The sequence below is a fragment of the Hyphomicrobiaceae bacterium genome, assembly GCA_041397645.1.
Taxonomy (GTDB): domain Bacteria; phylum Pseudomonadota; class Alphaproteobacteria; order Rhizobiales; family Hyphomicrobiaceae; genus Hyphomicrobium_B.
In genome coordinates this window covers 524394-544849 of record JAWKWE010000004.1, presented here as the reverse complement: position 1 = coordinate 544849, position 20456 = coordinate 524394, and the positions used below count along the sequence as shown (strand labels likewise).

Here is a 20456-nt window from a genome sequence, read left to right as displayed (position 1 = left end):
ATTGACTGGCAGAGAATGCTGATTGCCGACCAAGGTTTGTGCTAAGGCATGAACAGCCTTCTTCAAGACCGATCGAACAGCGACTTTAAACATTAGCGTACGCAAAGGTGCGGCTGATCCTATGATCCTCACGCTGGCATTTCGAAATCTCTTTCATGATCGTATCAGGCTTGCCGTCACTTTGATCGGCATTTTGTTCTCGATCGTGCTCGTGGCCGTGCAGCTCGGGCTGTATTTGGGCTCAAGCCGCATGATCACGGCGAACATTGATCACGCCAACGCCGATCTCTGGGTTACGGCTTACGGTGCCAAAAGCTTTGAAGATGGCGGACTGCTTCTGACGGATCGCGAGCGCCATCAAGCTCTGGCGACGCCTGGTGTGCAATCGGTGGTTCCGATCCTGGTCTCCTTTGCCGAGTGGCGCAAGCCGGAGGGCGGTTCGACGCGCGTTGTCGTAATCGGCTCCGACACGGACGACAACGGTCTGGTGCCTTGGTCGCTGGCCGCTGGCACACTGGAAGACATCAAGGCGCCTGACGCCATCGCGGTCGATGGAAGCTATCTCAACGAACTTGGCATCTCGGGCATCGGCGATACGGCACAAGCTGCATCGGGCCGCGTCAAGGTTCGTGCGCTGACCGAAGGCGTGCGGTCGTTCACGCAGTCGCCTTACGTTTATACGACGCTCAATCGCGCCCGCCAGCTGTTTGGCGCTGACGCTGACCGCACGACCTTCTTCCTCGTCAAGCTCGCGCCGGGCGCGGATGCCGCAAAAGTGAAGGCCGATCTGTCGAGCCGTCTGGAAACTGCAGAGGTTCTTTCGACCGACGAATTCCGGGATCGCAGCCTGAAGCAGTGGTTGTTCCGCACCGGCGCAGGTATCGCGCTAATCGGTGGCGCTCTGCTAGGCAGCCTGGTGGGAACGGTAATCGTCGCTCAGACGCTCTACTCATCCACGAAAGATCATATTCACGAATTTGCGACTTTGCGCGCGCTCGGCTCATCGGCGGGTTATATTCATAAGGTCATTCTCGCCCAGGCCGGGCTGAGCGCCGTTATCGGCTACATGCTCGGGATGAGTATCGCGCTGGTCATACTTTACGTGAGTAAGGGATCGGCGTTGCCATTGGTCATGACGCCCGGTTTGGCCTTCTGGCTGTTCGCGCTCACGGTGGCCATGTGCGCTATTTCAGCTCTGTCGGCCATTATGAAAGTAACGAAGATCGATCCCGCTACGGTGTTCAGCAGATGACAGTAACTCCAGTTCTCGAAGCCGAAAACGTAGTCAAGGAGCTGGGCTCAGGCGCCGGCCTTGTGATCGCGTTGAAGGGCGTCAGTCTCGAACTGGTGCCCGGCGAACTGACACTCTTGATGGGGCCCTCGGGTTCTGGCAAGACGACGCTCCTGTCTATCCTGGGCTGCATCATGGCGCCGACATCGGGCACCTTGAAGATTGCCGGGCGGCAGATTGCGGGGCTCAGCGCCGAAGAGTTGGCGAAGGTCCGACGCGACCACATTGGCTTCATCTTTCAGTCCTACAATCTCTTTCCGACGCTCAATGCGATCGAGAATGTGCGCATCGCACTGGACGTTCGCGGGATTACAGGTTTTGCCGCGACGAGCCGGGCCGAGGAGGTTCTTCGCGATGTTGGGTTGGGACACCGCCTGACCAACTATCCCGGCAATCTTTCGGGTGGTGAGCAGCAGCGTGTCGCGGTCGCCCGCGCCATCGCTAGTTCACCCTCCATCGTGCTGGCGGACGAACCCACCGCCGCGCTCGACAGCGAAAACGGACATGCCGTGATGGCGCTGCTTTCGCGTATTGCAAAGGAACAGAAGCGTAGCGTTCTTGCTGTGACCCACGACCCGCGCACGCTCGGATATGCCGACCGTGTCGTGAGGATCGAGGACGGCAAGATCGTCGGAGAGGAGCGTCGGCCCGAAGGTCTCAATGCTCCCGAAATCACCGATCTTACGAAGAGGCGTAAAATCCATGCATAAGTTTGATCCTGCGGTCACCACGATTGCGTTGGCTGGGCTGATCGCTATTGCAGCCGGCATTGGGGCCGGCACCTGGAGCACCCAGAATGCGGAGCAGTCGCTGCTCTCATCCTCTGCTCATGCGCAGACTGTCAGCTCGCCGCACCAGTGGGCCGCATCGGCGACTGGACGCGTCGAGCCGAAATACGGTGAGGTCCGCATTTCCGGTCAGGTCGCCGGCAAGATCGTCGAGGTCTTGGCCGACACCAACGATAAGGTAGAGGCAGGAGATCTGCTCGTTCGAGTGGACGATGCCGATATCTATGCCAAGCTCAATGCCGCAGCTGCCGAAGTCGGCGTGCGTACGCGTGAGCGCGAGGAAGAGCCAGCAACCGGCCTTGCACTTGAACGTCAAAAGGCTGACGACGCGGTTGCTGCCGCTGAGCGCAAGGTCTTCGCTGCGCGCGAAACGTTCGACGCAGCTCTTCGTGCCAGAAAGACCGCCGGCAGCGACGACAAGGACGCAGCCGCCAAGGTCGAAGAGACCCGCAAGGCCGTCGAAGACGCTAAGACCGAATTGACGGACGCCCGCGCAAAGCTGATCGAGGTCGAGGCGAAGCCGGACATGCCGCTTGAGACCCGCTTGGAATCGTCTCTGGCGCTGGCCCGGTCGGATCTATCATCCGCTGAAATTGCACTGGAGCGGACCCGCGTTCGTGCGCCCTCCAGCGGCACCGTCCTCAATATGCTCGCCAAACCCGGCGAGACGGCCGTGCCTTCGCCTGACAGCGCCCTCGTGGTGTTCGGCGATTTGAGTTCCTTGCGCCTGCGTGCCGAGGTTGAGGAACGTGACGCGGCCAAAGTGCGTGTCGGCCAGAAAGTCATCGTCAAGGCTGATGCTTTTCCCGATCGTGAGTTCACCGGCACCGTGACGTCGATTTCGCAGTCGCTCGGAGCGCCGCGTATCGCGACCCGCGGACCGCGCCGTCCCAACGACGTTGAAGTCGTTGAAGTCATGGTGGAACTCGACGGTCACCCGCCGCTGTTCACCGGTATGCGCGTGGACGCATTCTTCAAGCTCGATTCGTCGGCGGACGCTTCTGCTGTGAAGACCAACTAAACGTCCCCGATAGGTCAGCGACGTTGACCTGATCCATCACGGAATGAAGAAAGGGCGCCGGATCAGTGATCCGGCGCCCTTTGGTTTGTTTTGAAAAGTTGGCGTTCCGCCAATCTCAGGCCGCTGCGCTGCGCGCTGTAGAGTCGATGTGAGCGGCAAGCTTGGCGTCAATACCCAGTGCATTGGCCAGCTGGGACAGGAACGCCGACTCCTGCGTCGTATCCGGGTCAATAGCAATCCGCGCGGCTGTATAGACCTGAATGGCCTCTTCGGGTGAGTTCACCGCGTTGGCAATGTCGGTGATGCTCGGTGGATTGTTGAAGGCGTTAGCCAGGAATTGCTCCGCCTCCGCGTCGATACCGGCTTGCTTGAGGCTGCCGAGGACGCGGTTCTGCTCGCCCGCATCGATGCGACCGTCGGCGGCCGCCGCAGCAACCATGGCGTTGATGTAAAGCATGGCGGCATCGTTGGTCATCGCGCCGGGCTCGAAGCCTGAGCCTTCAGGTGCGGCTTCCGGCGCTGTTGCGCCCGTAATCAGCGGCCGGCCGGTCTGATAGTTCTGGAAGGCCTTGTAGGCGAGGCCGCCGATGAGGGCGAGAGCGCCGAGGCGTGCCGCACTTCCCGCGATCGAACGGCCCGTCTGGGTTCCGAGCACAAGGCCGCCAAGGCCACCCAACGCGGTGCCGGCTGCCATCGGGTTGTCGCGCAAGATCTGCTGAAGTTTGGAGAGTACCTCGGACGGCGACTGACCGGTGGCCTTCGCCAATACATCAGTGATTGCGTCCGTGGCGCCGGTTGCGCTGTCGATGCGCCCTGCGCCTTCCTTCACGCCCTGGGTCGCCTGCGAGAGGATCTGTCCCAGAACGTCCATGACGCCGCCGCCTTGCAAAGCGCCGCCCGCTTGACCGATCTGGTTCTTAATCTGGTTGAGGACATCGCCGAGGCCCCCGTTCTGAGATGGGGTGGCACCAGCTTGCCCGGTCGACGGCTGGGCATTTGACTGCAATGAGCGCTGAAGCTGGTTGAGAATGTCCTGTAAGCCACCGCCTTGGCTGGCTCCAGTTCCGGCGGACGACTGGCCGCCTGTACCTTGTAATATTTGACCAAGGATGTCGGAGAGTCCGCCGCCACCGCCTGAGGGCTGTTGGCCGGACGCCTGCGGGCTCGCGCCGCGCACGAGATCCTCCAGGAGAGACTTTGCATCGAACATCGGCTTCTTCCTTGCACGAGGGGGAGCGCAATCCGCGCACGCACGATTTCGCGCGTGCCGATTACATAGGAACGACACGATGCAACCACAATCGGCGCGCGGACGATATTATTATTCCGCCGCGAGTGGCAGTTCGCGCTGATCAGGGCCGGGGCTGGCGGCCTGATCCTTACGAGCAGGCAGGGAGGCGGCTGGTGCGTCATCATCCTCGGGATCGTCACGGGGCCCGATGAAGCGTCCGAATAACCAGCCAAGGAAGTGGCCGACGTCGTCCATGACGGTAAAGAACGACGGCACGAAGATCAGCGAAAGCACTGTCGAAACCAGTAGGCCACCGATCACAGCGATTGCCATTGGCGAGCGGAACTCGCCGCCGTCGCCGAGCGCGTAAGCGCTGGGCAACATGCCGGCCACCATGGCGAGCGTCGTCATGACGATGGGGCGGGCACGCTTGCGGCCTGAATCGATGATCGCCTCGGTCCGATTCATGCCGGTTGCCATGCGCTCGACGGCGAAATCGACCAGCATGATTGCGTTTTTGGTCACGATGCCCACCAGCATAATCAGACCGATGTAAACCGGCATGGTCACGGCGTTGTTGGTGGCGAGCAGGCCGATCACGACGCCACCAAAAGACAGCGGCAGCGACAATAGAATGGTGATCGGTTGTGTGACGCTGGAAAACAGAAGGATCAGCACGCCGAACACCAGAACAAGTCCGGTCAGAATGGCTGTGATAAAACCCTGGACGACTTCGCCCTGCATTTCCGCCTCGCCAACGACGCGCAGCTTGACGCTTTTTGGCAAGCCGAGGTCGTTCACCGTCTTGATGAATTGAGACTGGCCCTGAGACAAAGCTACGCCGGGCGCGAGATCGGTGCCGATCTTCGCGTTTCGCAACCGGTCGTAGCGCGAGATGAGGCTGGGGCCCTGTCCGAACTCGACATCCGCAACCGCCATGAGCGGTATTTGTTGGCCGGTGCTGTTGGTAATGCGCAGTTGTTTGATGCGCTGCATATTTTCGCGTGTGTCTTCCTTCAACTGCACACGAATAGGAACCTGGCGGTCTCCGGCGTTGAATTTGGCAAGGTTGAATTCAACGTCGCCGATGGTGGCGACGCGAACCGTTTCGGAAATCTGGTCGGTCGTAACGCCAAGACGCGCGGCGGCATCCGAGCGCGGAACGATGCGTATTTCCGGCCGCTCCAGTGCAGCTTCCGAAGCGGGTCCGCGAAAAATCGGATTGGTGCGCAGCTTGGCTTCAACCTCGCTTGCCGCGATGCGCAGAGCGTCACCGTCATTGGATACGAGGTTGTAGGCTAGCTGCCGCTCGTTGCGCCCGTTGATCGCCCAACTGCGAAGGTCGGGAATGGCCTTCAGCCGCGCCATAACCTCGCCCTCGATCTTCTTTTGAGATCGCGAACGCTCGGCTTTGGGAACAAGGCGCACGATGATGGCCGCGCGGCGAATATCGAGCTGACCAGTCGGCGACGTGCCTCCCAATGCGTAGACTGTCTTGATCTCGGGGACTCCCTTGAGCGATCGGTAAATCGTATCGGTCATGTCGGTGGTTTCGGCGAGCTTGGCGCCGGGGGGCAGTTCAGCCGAAATCACAATGCGCGATTCATCGCCATCGGGAATGAACCCAGACGGCAGAAGATATGTCGCGTAGATCGAGCCGACGAAGAGACCCAGTCCGACAATCAACGTCGCATACCGATGCCGCAGCGTGGCGGCGAGGAAGCGCGTGTAGGCTCTCATGATAGGGCCATCGCTCGTGTGCACCTCCTTGACGGGGCGCATGAGATAGGCAGCCATCATCGGCGTTATGAGCCGAGCCACCAACAGTGACACGAGCACTGCGGCTGCGACCGTGAGGCCAAACTGGCGGAAATATTGGCCTGGGATGCCGCTCATGAAGGATACGGGCGCGAAGATCGCGACGATCGTCAGCGAGATTGCGATCACCGCAAGGCCGATTTCGTCGGCGGCTTCCAGCGCCGCGCGGTAGGGCGATTTGCCCATGTTCTGGTGCCGCACGATGTTCTCGATCTCGACGATGGCGTCGTCGACGAGAATGCCTGTCACCAGCGTGATCGCCAGCAGGCTCACGAGGTTCAGAGAAAATCCGAACATGCTCATGAACCAGAATGCAGGAATCGCGGAAAGAGGAAGGGCGATCGCCGCGATGACCGTGGCGCGGATATTACGCAGGAACACAAGAACGACGATGACGGCCAGCACGGATCCCTCGATCAGGGTTTCCATCGCCGCCTCGTAGTTGCCCTGCGTATAGGCAACTGCGTCATCGATCTTGGTCATCGAGATCTGCGGATAGTCCTCGCGCAACTTGGCCAGTTCTTTCTCGACATTGTCGCGCACGGTCATCTCGCTGGCGCCCTTGGCGCGAAAGATGGCGAACGCGACGATGGGCTTACCGTCGAGGCGGCCGAACGAGCGCTGTTCGCTAGAGCCATCGATGACACGACCCAGGTCGGACAGCTTCACCTGGCGTCCGTTTGCGAGGTTGATCTTGGTCTCTGCCAATTGCTCGACGGTGCGCGCACCGGCCAAAACGCGGATCGCCTGTTCCTGATCGCCGACTTCGCCGCGACCGGACCCAAGGTCCGTGTTGGTTGCGCGCACCTGCCGGTTCACGTCCGCCGCCGTGACGCCGAAAGCCAATAGTCGGTCGGGATCCAGCTCGACGCGAATTTCGCGCGTCACGCCGCCGTAGCGTTCAACCTTGCCGATGCCCTTCAGCCCCATCAGCCGTCGCTTCACCACGTCGTCGACGTGCCAGGAAAGCTGCTCCAGCGTCATGCCTGGGCTGGTGGCGGCAAATGACATGATCGACTGACCTTCCACGTCGATGCGTGAAACGATCGGTTCGTCAACGGTACGCGGCAGGTTGGCGCGAATCTTATCGATCGCGTCCTTGACGTCGACGACAGCGCGGTCGGTATTGACCTCAAGCTGGAACTCAATGGCGGTAACGGACGAGCCGTCCGTCACGGTCGAAATGATGTGCTTGACACCGGTGACGTTTGCGACGGCGTCCTCGACCTCGCGTGTTACCTGGGTCTCGAGTTCAGCCGGAGTTGCGCCGCCCTGAGTGACGGTGACGGACACGACCGGCACGTCGATGTTGGGGAATTTTGTGACCGGCAGACTCTTGAAGCTCATGATGCCGAGCAGGCAGAGCACCACGAACAGCAAGATCGGCGGGACCGGGTTTCGGATAGCCCAGGCGGAGAAGTTTATGCGCATTACTTCACCTCGGCCGTCTTTTCGCTGGCGAACACCGGCTTGATCACGTCACCGTCGCGCAGAAACGTGCCGGAGCGCTCAACGATGATGTCGCCCTCAGCCAACCCTGATGTGACCTCGACCAGGCCGTTTGCGACCAAGCCCGTCTTGACGTCCCGTCGTGCAACCTTGTCATCGACGACGACTTGCACGTAAGTCCCGCTGGGATCGAACATGATGGAACTCGGCGCGACGGCGATGCCGTGACTGCGTCCCGTCTCGATTGAGGCGCGTGCAAAGCTTCCAACGCGCAGCTCCGGCTTTTTGCCAAGGAAAATCCTGACCCTGCCGAGGCGCGTGGTCTTGTCGATTTCGGGCGAGACCAGGCGCACGGTGCCATCATATTCGCCGACGCCGGGAACGGTCACGATGGCCTTCTGGCCCTCCTTCACCTTGATGATGTCGGTCTCTATCACCTCAGCATCAAGCTCGATCTCGCCCTTCTGAATAATGCGAAACATCGGATCTCCGGCAGCTGAAGCGATAGCTCCGATACGTGCGTTACGGCGGCTGACGATGCCATCGACGGGCGAAGTAACCTGGGTGTTGGAACGCTTCCATTCCAGCTCGCGGCGCTGCGCCTCGACTTGCAACCTTTGAGCTTCGGCGGATTTCAACGCGTCGCGGGCAGCGGTGACAATTGCTTTGCTGGTACGAGCGGCGCTTTCGCGCTCATCGAACACGGAGCCCGACAGGTAGCCTGACTTCTTTAGCGGAATGGCGCGATCGAGCTGGGCCTGGGCCTCTTTGGCGCGGGCTTCGGCTTCGGTAATCTGGCTTCGAGCGCGCGCTATGGAGGCATCAGCACCAGCCAGGTTGGCATCATTCTGGGCAAGCTGCGCGTCGAGCTGGTCAGACACCAACCGGGCCAACACCTGACCTTTTTTCACTTCATCGCCCGCGTCGGCAAGAAGATCCACAACACGAAAGCCTTCGATCTCGGGCGAAACCAGCGTTTCTTCGCGCGGGACCAAAGAGCCGGAGACCATGACGGTTTCTACGAAATCTGCGTTCGAAACGCGAACGACGGAGATCGCAGGCGCACGCGCTGCAGCGTCCTGCTCAGGCTCCGGGGCCTTGCGGGCGGCGTACTTCGCCAACAGCGCTTCCTTGTGCTTATCCCAATAGATGTAACCGCCACCGGCGGCAGCCGCGGCGACAAGGCCGACCAGTAGGAGACGCGACCATTTCATCAGTGTGTCTCCTCAAGGGTCTCGGCTGGAGCTTCAACAGGCCGGACCAAGGCTCCGATCATTGCAGTCAGTACCGGCAGGACTTCGCGCATATCGTAGTCAGGTACGACGGCCCGTCGCCAGAACAGGCCATCGCCGATGACCAAGAACACTTTGGTCAACGTCGGAATGTCCAAGGTGGGATTGATGCGGCCTTCGCCCTTGAGGCGCTGGAACATCGACTCAAAGGCGTCTCCGCAGAAACGGTCGGCCCCAAGGAAAATCTCCGCGACACGCGCGTTGCGGGTCGATTCGAGGCCCATCTCCACGGCCACCCGCCGGTTGTCCGCCGGGTCGTCTACGAAATAGGCTTCTCCAATCGCGCTGAGCGCGGCGAGGAAATCGGGGGCTTGAGACAGCCCCTCCAAACGCTCCGTCAACTCGGCGCGGTCACGTTCGCACAAACCAGCGATCAGAGCTTCCTTGCTGTCGAAATAGACGTACAGCGCTCCGGGCGAGACCACGGCCTCTTTGCAGATGTCCTGCATGGAGGTGCCGTGAAAGCCGCGTCGCGCAAAGCAGCGCTGGGCAGCGTCCAGAATGTTCTGGCGGCGCGCGTGCTCCGTTTCTGGCTTCAGCTTTGGCATCGTATGCCGGTCTCCTTCTCGGGCCGTCGTCCAAAGACAACGTCTTGTGTCTTCTCGGGTTCTGCATCCGGTTCCGATCGCCGGAACCAAAACGCATTCAGTGCCTGGCCGCATTCGCGGCGCTTTTCCGTTACCTGCACAACAGCCCGATTAGCCGAACTCTAGTGTAGGCATAAAACGAACGCTCGCTTTTTTTGAAGACTGCTTTGGATCAGAATAATGGCGAGGTCAAGATGAATGATCGTTCGCTTTGCGCTTTCGTTCGCGGGTGTGGGACTCTAGGTTGAGGGATCAACTTGGGCTGCAACTCAAATTTAAGGCATGTCAGCAGAGCCAAAGCGTTCTGGCGCCGCCTCCAAATTTTAGGACGCAGCGCCAGTGGGATCGGTGTGATTTTCCCGGGATCGTTGGAAGTTTAGGGTCTGGCGCTCTTGGCTAGGCGGACGAGGTTGAGGAATTCCGCGCGATAGCCGAACGGGTCATCGCCGCGCGCGCCCTGCGCCAAAGTCAAGACGTCGTCGAAGGCGTAGCCCTGGGTGTAAGGCTCGCCCTTCAGCATCTGACCGAATGCAGCAACGGCAGTGGAGAAGCGAACGTCGGCGGTTGTCGTCTCCACACTTGAATTCGACGTCGCATTCAAGATTGGCTGCTCGATGAGCCGGGAGGCCTCTTCGTTTGGACGCTTGTAACGCATCTTGAGGAAGCCAAGCTCGCTGTCCGTGTTGGGGGAGGTTGCCCTGGGTTCGGTCTTGGGCGGTGGGACTGCACTGCGATCTGAGGTATCATCCTTGGATGCGTACCGCAGATCATCGACCAGCTTGGGCGCGCCAACGGGCGTGACTTCATAAATCGCAGTCACGGTATGGCCGGATCCGATGTCGCCAGCGTCCACACGATCGTTGTTGAAGTCTTCGCGTTTCAGGTTTCGGGTTTCGTATCCAATCAGCCGGTATTCGGACACACGCGCCGGGTTCCATTCGACCTGGATTTTCACATCCTTTGCGATGGTAAAAAGTGTCGAGGAGGCTTCGTCGACAAGCACCTTGCGCGCCTCGTTCAACGTGTCGACATAAGCCGCCGTACCGTTGCCGTTCTGAGCGAGGGCCTGCATCAACGCATCGTTATGATTGCCTTGCCCGACCCCGAGAATGGACAGGAATATGCCTGCCTGACGCTTGCGCTCGACATAGCTTTTCAGTTCATCCCGGTCTGTCATTCCGACATTGAAATCGCCATCGGTCGCCAGAACGATACGGTTCACGGCCGACTTGTCGAAGTTGGCCTCGGCCAAGCGGTATGCATCCGCGATGCCTGCGGCACCCGCAGTCGATCCTCCTGCGCCCAACGCGTCGATGGCACTCAGGATCTTATTCTTCTCCGAAACTTTGGTCGGCTCCAACGCGATGCCTGAGCCCGACGCATAGGTGACGATGGAAATAGTGTCGTCGGGCTTCAATTGATCGACGAGCAGCCGAAAGGCGTTCTTGATCAGAGGCAGGCGGTCTGCGGGCTCCATCGAACCAGAGACGTCCATCAGCAAGACGAGGTTGGCGCGCGGCCGCTCAGCGCTTTTCAGCTCGTACCCTTTGATGGCGATATGAACGAGCTTGTTGTTCGCGTTCCACGGCGAGGGAAACACATTCACCGTCGCCTTGAAGGGCGTTTCGGCGGATTGAGGTGCAGGATACGTGTAGGGGAAATAGTTGATCATCTCCTCCACCCGCACGGCGTCCTTGGGCGGCAACTGTCCAGAATTCAACGCACGGCGTACGAAGGCGTAGGACGCCGTATCGACATCGATCGAGAACGTCGACACAGGTTCGCTTGCGACCTGCTTGATGGGATTGATGTCCTTCGCGTCGAACGTGTCGCGGGATTGCTCCTGCATGACCGCAGGCGGAGGCTCAATGACATCACGCATCGCCATTCGGCCGTCGCCGACGGAGTAAGCGCCCAATCCGGCGGGTCGGGAAAACGGGGCAGAGTGGCTTACAGATCCGGTTGGCTCCGGAGGGCGAGCCGGCGCTGCCGCAACAACCGACGGCTGCAGGCGCTCTGCTTTCTTCTTTGGCGCCATCGCAACATCTTTTTGCCTGGCGACAATTTCCTTGTCCGCCGCCTGGTCCGCTTCATCGCGTTTGGCATCGGTTGGAGCCTCAGCTCCTCGCGTCATTGTCTGCAACTTGCCCGAAACGGATGCTATTGGCGTGCTCTCAATTGAGGGCGCGCCGTCGTAGGAAGGTGCGTTCATGTATTGGAAGGTCATCGGCGCAGCGATCATCAGAGCAGCGAGCGAGGCGGCGAGAGCCATGCCTTGGCGTGAGAGCAGGTGCATGCGGAAACTCCTCTTTGTGCGAGTTGTTTCCGTCTGACGAAGATGGTGAACGTTTTCTTTGGAGGCGCGCGGTAATTTATCCGACTGCTTGTTATCAAAGGCGTCGAGCGCAACATTGAGCGCAGCGCGCTTCGCATCCGTACCGGGCGGCGGAACGGGCAAGTGGCTCAGGTTTTCCAGCTCATATTCGGTCATCGGTCAGCCCACAGCCTTGAGCAGGATCTTCAATCGTTTCTTCGCCTCGTGGATGTGCCACGACACTGTCTTTTCCGAGCACCCCATTACAGACGCAGCCTGCGCGTGACTTAGCTCCTCTGCATATACAAACAACACCGCGTCGCGCTGTTGAGGCGGCAGACTACGCACGGCCTGCCATAATTCATCGTACCCGTCGCTGCTATCCTGCGGCGCCTGCGCATGATGTTGCTGGACGCGATCGGACAGCTTCACGACGTCTGACGGATCGAGCGCCGAAATCCTTTGGTTGGCGCGCACGCTATCCAGCAACGTGGTGTACGTGACGCGATGAAGCCAAGTCGTGAATTTCGCATCGGCGCGGAATGACCCGATCACGTTGGCGAGCTTGATGCAGACGTCTTGGGCGACATCCTCTGCGTGCTCGCGGACCCCTGTAAACCGCCAGGCGGTCCGATAAATCCGGTCGTAATGCCGTTCCAGCAATCGCGCGAAAGAGGCGCGGCATCCCTGCCCCGCGCGCATTGCCAGTTCCTCGTCGTTTGATTCGTTCACGCGGCGTGCCTGTAAGACCGCTTCCACCCGTTGCGTGTCTATGAGACGGGCTAGCTGCGGTATTCCTTGGGCGCACGGGCAAAAAATCTTCACTTTGTTGGCACGCTGAGGGGAGCGCGTTGAGAAAGCGAACTTTTCCAGCCTTCAAAAGACCAGCGCGCCAACACTTACGGCAGGCAGGGCGTGCCCGAGAAGATGCAAAGGTGTCCAGATGGACCGCTGTAGCACTTCTCCTCGGTGTTTTCCGCCCGCGCCCAATTGGCGTAGTCGGAACCCATTTCCGGAATCGAGCGCACCTTGCGCCGCCAGTTGGCGCGTGTCTTGGTCTTAGCCAGCCACAAGTAGCGCGAGGGTTCACCCCGCGCTTCAACAGTCTCGCTCGCGCACGTCTTGGCCAGCGCGGTCGTGGTGTGCGCACCAAGTGCGGCAAGTGCGATCACAAATGCGGCCAGTGGGAACGCATGGGCCTTGAAGCGCATGGGGAGCGACCTCGTCTCAAGTTCGGATTGGAGAGTATGCTTGCAAAATGCCAGCGCCAGGCACAACCCCGTCCGATCGGTCAGAACTGGAAAAGCACGTTGATGGTGCCATAGGGGCTTAGATCGTCGGTTTCAATACCGATGACATTGGCTGAGATGCCCCCGGCTACCGACACTTCTACTCCTGGCCATTTGTAGGTCAAAAACAGGCCGGCCCGTCCGAGGTAGGAATCGAAAATCTTGTCATAGCTCTGATAGCGAAAGGCGTTCGTGTCGAAACGCAGCTCCGGTCCGATCGAAAGCGCTTCATTCAGTTTGACGCCATACCGCCAGCGGGCGGCCGCCGTGCGATGAGCGGTGGTGAAGGACAAATTCAGCGATGTGAACTGCGTACTTCCGATGTTAAGCCAAAGTTCGACGAGGCCCTTCGGGCCCCACTCGCGCCCCAATACGCGACCGTCGGATGCTTCGGCCAGCGCTCTGTGCTCGATGGTTGCCAGACCGCCAAACAGCTTGGCGGTCAATTCGCCGACGCGCCAGTGGTAGCCAATGAGAGCATCGGCGTAGCTCACATCGCCGCGATAGGATGTGGGAACACCGTCGGACTTGATCATGTAATTGTACTGCCCATACCCAGCCTGCGCGCGAATTCGCCAGCCTGGGTCGTATACGTGCTCGCTCCATGGTGCGAGCGTTACGCCACTGTAGAGAAGCCAGACATCGCGCATGGTATCGCCACCGGTCCACACTTCGCGCCATCCGTACTTGGGCTGTGCGGGTTCGTCGGCGTGAATGGGGGATGGAAGGAGAGCAAAAAGCTGGATCGAAGCGGTCAGCAGGAGCGGCTTCGCAACGCGCAACGTCATTACCCAGTCACGGACCGCGTGACCGAGCATTGTGGGCCAAGACTCGCCCCTATGCCCCCGCATGAAAAACGCAGCCAACAAAAATCAAACGAACACTGAGTGATCGTCACCTTATCGACGCACCTTAGGCGAATCAATAGTCGCTATGTTGAAAATCCGATCACGTCGGAATGCGTGGAAACATTAGTGTTCCCAGGCCCCCAGAGGCACAACCCGTGATTGCGCAGATCTGTGCGAACGCTGGTCGAACAAACGAGCGGGCGGCATCAGCCGGTCACAATTTTGAGTTAGATCATTGACGCTATGGTAGGAGATATTACCTACTCCCCAAGGTGGGTGTTCCACACAACGATCCGGCGGGGATAGCCGGCGCGTATTGCCAGCTGAAATGCGTAACCAGAAGAATGAGTCTAGGGAGCGACGCTGTTCGCTTAAGAGGGTGTTTCAATGAGTTCTGATTTCTCAAATCCGCGCGGGCCGACCTCGCCGGCGCACGACTTTTATGAAGTTCTTTTTCAGGGTGCAGATATTGCATCCTCCTTCTGGCAGCCTGCGTTGAAGGCTGCCGGACGCTGGCAGCTTGAAATTGCTCACCTTGCAGCCAGGCAGATGCGTGCTTCCATGGCTTTGAGCACCAATCTGTTGCACGCAAAATCGTCGTCCCAGCTGACGAGCGCCTATAGGGGCTACTGGGACGAACTCAGCCACTCCTACACGGAGGCCAATCGTAACATCTCGATTGCGTTCTCTCGGCCCTCGGGCCCCGCCGCGGTTCTGCACATGCCCGCTCGCCAACGGCGGGATACGCTTGAGCTGGTCGATGGCGTCGAGCGCGAGATTCCCGATGGCGAGCAGCGCCTTGAGCGGAAGGTCGCCTAAGGTTCCCGCCGCTCCTTTCGGAAACAATTCAGGGCGTCGTCTATCTGGGCGACGCCCTGATCTTTTTTGCGTACCGAAGTGCGAAACAGGCTGGATTTACAACGCTCTGGATCGTCAACGTTAGTTGAGGTCGGCGAGTGCTTCGGCAAATCCTTTGAGCGAGATCGGGATGCCGATACCGGCTTCCTCGGTCTGGAAGATGATGAAGATGGCCGTCTTCCCGGTCTTCAGCTGCTCGATGAGGGGATCCTCGACAACGACCTGTGCATAACAGGCAAAGTTATGGCACCGCAAAAAAGGAGCGTGGCCCACGTCCTTGTTGTCGATCTTCAAGCCGAGACCGGGGGGAAGGAGCACGCCGAGCGGGGCAAACACGCGCAGCACGCGCGTTCCATTGGAAAACTTCTGGAAATAGACAGTGAGGCCGATGTTGTTGCGGTCTTCAGCCGTGACGCTTTGCACCAGTGCGCAAACAGGAGACTTTGCGCCGGGGGGAGGATCCTTACACACCACCTGCCAATCGCCGTGTTGGGCCTTCACCGTCCCTTCCGGTGCGTCGACAGCAAAGGCTGAGTGGCCGACGGAACCCGCAATGCCAAAAGCAGCGGCGAGAATGAGAAGAGCGCGTCGGTACCAGGCGCGAAAGGCATCGATGTCGGGCACGGTCACTCCTGGGTCGGGTCAAGTAGAGCGCAGGCCGCTCTGCTGTTGCAGGCAACGGGCGGGTTACTCGGCAATCAATAGGGCCGAATTCTGTCCTGTCGCAGATCAGAAGGCAGCTAAACGTGTGCGATGATTCGCGCAGGTCTATCGCGAAAAAATGACGCACAAAACTTGACTTGAGACAAATAAAGCGGTTGTGCTCTCTTCCATACGGGGGAGTTTTGCGCGCGTCGTCTGCCGCAGCGACACCCCGCGGTCCCGGAGCCCAAACCGGGTTGCGACTTTGAAAGTACGGGGGAGCGGTCCTGCTGGCTCATTGGCAGGCCCAAGAACAAAACGACACACCTGCTTCGAGGCCCGGCGGTCTGCGAAAGGGTGAACCGGGAGCGAGACCATGTTGAGACGCTTGTTTGGCGCGGTTACCGGCTCGGCAATCGCCGGCCTTGCTTATCTTTCAAGCTTTACGACGCCAGCAATGGCCGGACTTGGCCAGCCGACCGACGGCGAGCTGGGTTTGCAGCAGCCAGCCACGAGCATCATGACCGAGCTGAGCGACCTCTACAATAACATCAACATGATCATTATCGCGATTGCGTTATTCGTCTTGTTGTTGATGCTCTACGTAATGTTCCGCTTCAACGAGAAGTCTAATCCTACGCCATCGCGCACGTCTCACAACACCGCGCTTGAGGTGGCCTGGACCATCATTCCGATCCTCATTCTGGTCGCGATCGCCATCCCGTCCTTCAAGCTGCTTTTCGAGCAGTATCGCTTTCCCAAGCCCGACCTGACCATCAAGGCGACCGGCAACGCTTGGTTCTGGGACCACGAGTATCTCGATCAAGGTATTACGCTGTCCTCGAACATGCTGCATGACGAGGACGTGCTCAAAGCCAAGATCGGCGAGAAGGAATTCAACGATAAGTTTGGCAGCCTCGAAGGCACTGCTCGTCGTGAGGCTGTTTATGCGGCTGCTCGCGACGTCTGGAAGGAGCGCAACGAGCCGCGTCAGCTGACCGTCGACCAGGAAATCGCAGTCCCGCTCGGCAAGGTGGTGCATCTTCTGGTGACGTCGAACGACGTCATCCACTCCTGGACGATCCCCTCCTTTGGCGTGAAGCAGCAGGCTGTGCCCGGCCGCACTGCCGCAGTCTGGTTCCAGCCCGACAAGGAAGGGATTTTCTACGGTCAATGCTCGGTGCTGTGCGGCAAGAACCACTCTGGTATGCCGATCGCCGTCCGCGTTGTGAAGCCTGAAGTCTACGATGCCTGGATGGCCGCCCTGAAGGCTAAGGACAAAAAGAAAGCCGCCGAGATCCTGAAGGCCGCTGTGGATACGCAGCGCGCCAATCAGGCGTTGGCGCAGGTTCAGTAACGTTTCGTCCGGGGAAGCGCGGCCCTGCCTGACGTGCGGGGCCAGCACAACAACAAATAGATATTCAAGCCAAGGGTAAGGACACATGGGTAGCACGGCATACGCGGCACATGATGACCACGATCATGCGCCACCGTTCTTTAAGCGCTGGTTTTGTTCGACGAACCACAAAGACATCGGCACGATGTATCTGTTGTTTGCCATCATGGCGGGCGTCATCGGCGGTTTTCTTTCGGTGATGATGCGCTTGGAGCTTCAGCATCCGGGCATGCAGTACTTTGCCGATGAAGGCGTCTACAACGTGTTCGTTACCGCCCACGGCCTGATCATGGTGTTCTTCATGGTCATGCCGGCCATGATCGGCGGTTTCGGCAACTGGTTCGTTCCGCTCATGATCGGTGCGCCTGACATGGCGTTCCCGCGCATGAACAACATCTCTTTCTGGCTGCTTCCGGCCGCGTTCGCTCTGCTCCTGCTCTCGATGTTCGTCCCCGGTACGGCCGACGCAAACGGCGTGGGTACGGGTTGGATCGTCGTGGCACCGCTGTCGAGCACGATCGGCCACCCTGGTCCGGCCGTCGATTTCGGTATTCTGTCGCTGCATCTCGCCGGTGCATCTTCGATCCTCGGCGCGATCAACTTCATCACCACCATCTTCAACATGCGCGCACCCGGCATGACGCTACACAAGATGCCGCTGTTCGTCTGGTCGGTGCTGATCACGGCGTTCCTGCTGCTTCTGTCGCTGCCGGTTCTGGCCGGCGCTATCACCATGCTGCTGACGGACCGCAATTTCGGGACCACGTTCTATGATCCCGCTGGCGGCGGCGACCCGCTGCTGTACGCGCATCTGTTCTGGTTCTTCGGGCACCCGGAGGTTTACATCCTCATCCTTCCGGGCTTCGGCATGATCAGCCACATCGTTTCGACCTTCTCGCGTAAGCCCGTCTTCGGCTACCTCGGCATGGCCTACGCCATGGTCGCGATCGGCCTCGTCGGCTTCATCGTGTGGGCGCACCACATGTACACCGCGGGTCTCTCGGTCGACACGCAGGCCTACTTCATGTTCGCGACCATGGTTATCGCGGTGCCGACGGGCGTGAAGATCTTCTCTTGGATCGCCACGATGTGGGGCGGCTCCATCCAGTTCCGCGCACCTATGGTGTGGGCGCTGGGCTTCATCTTCCTGTTCACGGTTGGCGGCGTCACGGGTGTCATGTGCTCCAACGCCGGCATCGATCGCGCGCTGCACAACACATATTACGTCGTCGCGCACTTCCACTACGTGCTGTCGCTTGGCGCCGTGTTCTCGATCTTTGCGGGCTGGTATTACTGGTTCCCGAAGATGTCGGGCTACATGTACAACGATACGATCGCCAAGGTGCATTTCTGGCTGACGTTCATTGGCGCCAACCTGCTGTTCTTCCCGCAGCACTTCCTTGGTCTGTCGGGAATGCCGCGCCATTACGCGGACTATCCGGATGGCTTCGCATATTGGAACAACATCTCGTCGATTGGCGCATACATCACCGCTGCAGCTACGGTGCTGTTCCTAGTGAGCATGTTCCACGCCTACTTCATCCGTAAAGAGAAGGCGGCTGGCAATCCGTGGGGCATTGGCGCAACGACGCTCGAGTGGACCCTGCCGTCTCCGCCGGCCTTCCACTCCTATGAAACGCTGCCGCGCATCGCGGCTGGCGATCACCACTAAGACTACGGACAGGAGCGGGCGGCCCCTACTTGCCGCCCGCCTCTTCCTCCGGTGCGGCTCAAACGCCAAGCCGATCTGGTTGCGAAAATAAATAATGGCGGCACGGCAAAGAACCGCGCCGACCTTGAGGAGCATCTGGCCCATGGCCGAGATCGGGATCGACGCAACAACGGCGGGCGCCCAAGCGGGTGAGCCTTCGGTTGGGGATTTCATCGCGCTGATGAAGCCGCGGGTGATGTCGCTCGTCGTTCTGACGGCTTTGACCGGCATGATCGCGGCACCGGGTGTCATTCATCCAGTCATCGGTGTTATTGCACTTCTTTCGATCGCCATCGGTGCTGGTGCGTCGGGTGCCCTTAACATGTGGTACGACGCCGATATCGACGCGCGCATGCAGCGCACGGCGGCGCGCCCCATTCCACGTGGTCGCGTCACTGCAGGCGAGGCGCTTCAATTCGGCGCGGTTCTTTCGGTGTTTTCTGTCCTGACGCTCGGGGTTCTGGTGAACTGGGTTGCCGGGGCGCTGTTGGCTCTGACCATCGCCTACTACCTGTTCGTCTATACGATGTGGCTGAAACGTAAGACGCCCCAGAACATCGTCATCGGCGGTGCTGCTGGCGCTTTTCCTCCCATGATCGGCTGGGCCGCCGTGACCGGAAGCGTCAGCCTTGAAAGCATCGTCCTGTTCCTCATCATCTTCATGTGGACGCCTCCCCACTTCTGGGCGCTGGCGCTCTACCGTTGCCGCGATTACGAGCGCGTCGGTGTGCCGATGCTGCCGGTTGTCGCTGGCCCTGCGGAGACACGTCGCCAGATCGTGATCTACTCCTGGCTGCTGGTGCCGTTGGCAACGCTGCCTGCGTTTATCGGGTTTGCCGGACCGCTCTATCTCGTGTCGGCCCTCGTTGCCGGTGCGATTTTTCTGTATCTGGCCGATAAGGTGCGCCGCATTACGCAGGGGCGTGAGGCCGACGCGGCAGCCAAACAGCTGTTTGGCTTTTCGATCTTCTATCTTTTCTTGCTGTTTGTGGTCTTGCTTGGCGAGCACGCCTGGCAGCGCCTGTTGGGTTGATGTTCGCGATGGCAGACGATCTCAAGAAAGACACAGACCTTGTTGGCCCGGCGACGCGCCGGCGTTCCTTGGCGATTGCACTTTTGCTCGTTGCCATGGTGCTCATGTTTTACGCCGCAACGATCATCCGCTTTGGCTCGGCCATGAGCGGTCATGTGAACTGAGGAACGAAGCAGGTGAGCACCACGCCCGACGATAACAGCGCCAATGTCCGCCCCGGCAGCAACCGCAAAGTTGTTATGGGCTGCCTGGCTGCGCTTGCCGTCATGAGCGGGATCACGGCAGCCTCGCCTCTGCTCTACAGCATATTCTGCCAGGTCACCGGCTATGGCGGGACCACGCAGCGCGCCGTTGCGGCCCCCGATAAAGTGCTCGACAAAGTGATCACCGTGCGATTCGACGCGAACGTGTCTCCGCACCTTGCTTGGAAGTTCGAGCCCGTCCAGCCCACGATGGACGTCAAAATCGGCGAGAACGCGCTGGCCTTCTTCCGAGCTACCAATCTGTCGGACCAGACGCTAACCGGCACGGCCGCGTTCAACGTGGCGCCTGAGGCAGCCGGTCTCTACTTCAATAAGATCCAGTGCTTCTGCTTTACCGAGCAGACGCTCAAACCGGGGCAGACCGTGGAAATGCCGGTCAGCTTCTTCGTTGATCCTAAGATTGTCGAAGATCGCGATACGGCCGACTTGGAGAATTTGACGCTGTCTTATGTCTTCTACCCTGTTGCGCGCACGGCGGGCACTACCGCCGCGCAGGGCGGTGGTGGCTGAAGACGGCACTTTGACGATTATAAGATTATCCGGTTTCCGGCCCACCGTTTGCCTGCTACCGGAGAGTAAGAAGAACGGAAACGAATAAGAGCGAAGCCGGGCTGACCAAAAGGTG

At 59.6% G+C, this 20456-nt stretch carries 18 protein-coding genes; 9 read left to right on the top strand and 9 right to left on the bottom strand.

Annotated elements, in window-relative coordinates; all coding sequences use genetic code 11:
- The first annotated feature begins 121 nt into the window (after window positions 1–121).
- From R3D51_02580 to R3D51_02570, 3 genes are read left to right on the top strand one after another with little or no spacing between them, the layout of a single operon-like run.
- Window positions 122–1252 carry an ABC transporter permease gene (locus R3D51_02580; GenBank protein MEZ5898357.1) on the top strand — a complete coding sequence of 377 codons (1131 nt, stop codon included), beginning with the start codon at window positions 122–124 and terminating at the stop codon, window positions 1250–1252.
- The gene (locus tag R3D51_02575) at window positions 1249–2001 is read left to right on the top strand and encodes an ABC transporter ATP-binding protein (protein ID MEZ5898356.1); all 753 of its coding nucleotides are present in this window, start codon (window positions 1249–1251) and stop codon (window positions 1999–2001) included. Before R3D51_02580 ends, R3D51_02575 begins: the two co-directional genes overlap by 4 nt.
- Complete coding sequence (locus R3D51_02570) at window positions 1994–3100, top strand: efflux RND transporter periplasmic adaptor subunit (GenBank protein ID MEZ5898355.1); 1107 nt, start codon at window positions 1994–1996, stop codon at window positions 3098–3100. Before R3D51_02575 ends, R3D51_02570 begins: the two co-directional genes overlap by 8 nt.
- A gap of 115 nt (window positions 3101–3215) precedes the next feature.
- Here R3D51_02570 and R3D51_02565 read toward each other — a convergent pair whose 3' ends face one another.
- The 8 genes from R3D51_02565 to bcsS all read right to left on the bottom strand — a co-directional run bounded on the left by R3D51_02565 (window position 3216) and on the right by bcsS (window position 13868).
- Window positions 3216–4310, bottom strand: a complete 1095-nt coding sequence (locus R3D51_02565) for a tellurite resistance TerB family protein (GenBank protein MEZ5898354.1) — start codon at window positions 4308–4310, stop codon at window positions 3216–3218.
- A gap of 111 nt (window positions 4311–4421) precedes the next feature.
- Window positions 4422–7580, bottom strand: coding sequence for an efflux RND transporter permease subunit (locus R3D51_02560; GenBank protein ID MEZ5898353.1), 3159 nt, complete (start codon window positions 7578–7580; stop codon window positions 4422–4424).
- Window positions 7580–8812: an efflux RND transporter periplasmic adaptor subunit gene (locus R3D51_02555; GenBank protein ID MEZ5898352.1), complete on the bottom strand. Its 1233-nt coding sequence runs from the start codon at window positions 8810–8812 to the stop codon at window positions 7580–7582. Before R3D51_02555 ends, R3D51_02560 begins: the two co-directional genes overlap by 1 nt.
- On the bottom strand, window positions 8812–9438 hold the full coding sequence (locus R3D51_02550) for a TetR/AcrR family transcriptional regulator (GenBank protein ID MEZ5898351.1): 627 nt from the start codon (window positions 9436–9438) through the stop codon (window positions 8812–8814). The genes R3D51_02555 and R3D51_02550 overlap by 1 nt, the downstream gene beginning before the upstream one ends.
- Window positions 9439–9853: 415 nt before the next feature.
- Window positions 9854–11968 carry a von Willebrand factor type A domain-containing protein gene (locus tag R3D51_02545; protein ID MEZ5898350.1) on the bottom strand — a complete coding sequence of 705 codons (2115 nt, stop codon included), beginning with the start codon at window positions 11966–11968 and terminating at the stop codon, window positions 9854–9856.
- Between the two features lie 3 nt (window positions 11969–11971).
- Window positions 11972–12523, bottom strand: coding sequence for an RNA polymerase sigma factor (locus tag R3D51_02540; GenBank protein MEZ5898349.1), 552 nt, complete (start codon window positions 12521–12523; stop codon window positions 11972–11974).
- A gap of 167 nt (window positions 12524–12690) precedes the next feature.
- Window positions 12691–13002, bottom strand: a complete 312-nt coding sequence (locus R3D51_02535; protein ID MEZ5898348.1) for a hypothetical protein — start codon at window positions 13000–13002, stop codon at window positions 12691–12693.
- An 80-nt stretch (window positions 13003–13082) separates the two neighbouring features.
- Window positions 13083–13868 carry a cellulose biosynthesis protein BcsS gene (gene bcsS / locus R3D51_02530; GenBank protein ID MEZ5898347.1) on the bottom strand — a complete coding sequence of 262 codons (786 nt, stop codon included), beginning with the start codon at window positions 13866–13868 and terminating at the stop codon, window positions 13083–13085.
- 447 nt (window positions 13869–14315) lie between these two features.
- Between bcsS and R3D51_02525 the strand changes: the two genes are divergently transcribed.
- Window positions 14316–14747 carry a hypothetical protein gene (locus tag R3D51_02525; protein MEZ5898346.1) on the top strand — a complete coding sequence of 144 codons (432 nt, stop codon included), beginning with the start codon at window positions 14316–14318 and terminating at the stop codon, window positions 14745–14747.
- A gap of 120 nt (window positions 14748–14867) precedes the next feature.
- Here the strand turns inward: R3D51_02525 and R3D51_02520 are convergent, their stop codons facing one another.
- The gene (locus tag R3D51_02520) at window positions 14868–15410 is read right to left on the bottom strand and encodes an invasion associated locus B family protein (protein MEZ5898345.1); all 543 of its coding nucleotides are present in this window, start codon (window positions 15408–15410) and stop codon (window positions 14868–14870) included.
- A 394-nt stretch (window positions 15411–15804) separates the two neighbouring features.
- Between R3D51_02520 and coxB the strand changes: the two genes are divergently transcribed.
- The 5 genes from coxB (at window position 15805) to R3D51_02495 (ending at window position 20341) form a co-directional block, all read left to right on the top strand.
- Window positions 15805–16785, top strand: coding sequence for a cytochrome c oxidase subunit II (gene coxB, locus R3D51_02515; GenBank protein ID MEZ5898344.1), 981 nt, complete (start codon window positions 15805–15807; stop codon window positions 16783–16785).
- Window positions 16786–16870: 85 nt separating this feature from the next.
- Window positions 16871–18496, top strand: coding sequence for a cytochrome c oxidase subunit I (gene ctaD, locus R3D51_02510; protein ID MEZ5898343.1), 1626 nt, complete (start codon window positions 16871–16873; stop codon window positions 18494–18496).
- 142 nt (window positions 18497–18638) lie between these two features.
- Complete coding sequence (locus R3D51_02505) at window positions 18639–19568, top strand: heme o synthase (GenBank protein MEZ5898342.1); 930 nt, start codon at window positions 18639–18641, stop codon at window positions 19566–19568.
- Window positions 19569–19576: 8 nt separating this feature from the next.
- Window positions 19577–19732 carry a hypothetical protein gene (locus R3D51_02500; protein ID MEZ5898341.1) on the top strand — a complete coding sequence of 52 codons (156 nt, stop codon included), beginning with the start codon at window positions 19577–19579 and terminating at the stop codon, window positions 19730–19732.
- Window positions 19733–19744: 12 nt separating this feature from the next.
- Window positions 19745–20341 carry a cytochrome c oxidase assembly protein gene (locus R3D51_02495; protein MEZ5898340.1) on the top strand — a complete coding sequence of 199 codons (597 nt, stop codon included), beginning with the start codon at window positions 19745–19747 and terminating at the stop codon, window positions 20339–20341.
- The last annotated feature ends 115 nt before the right edge of the window (window positions 20342–20456 follow it).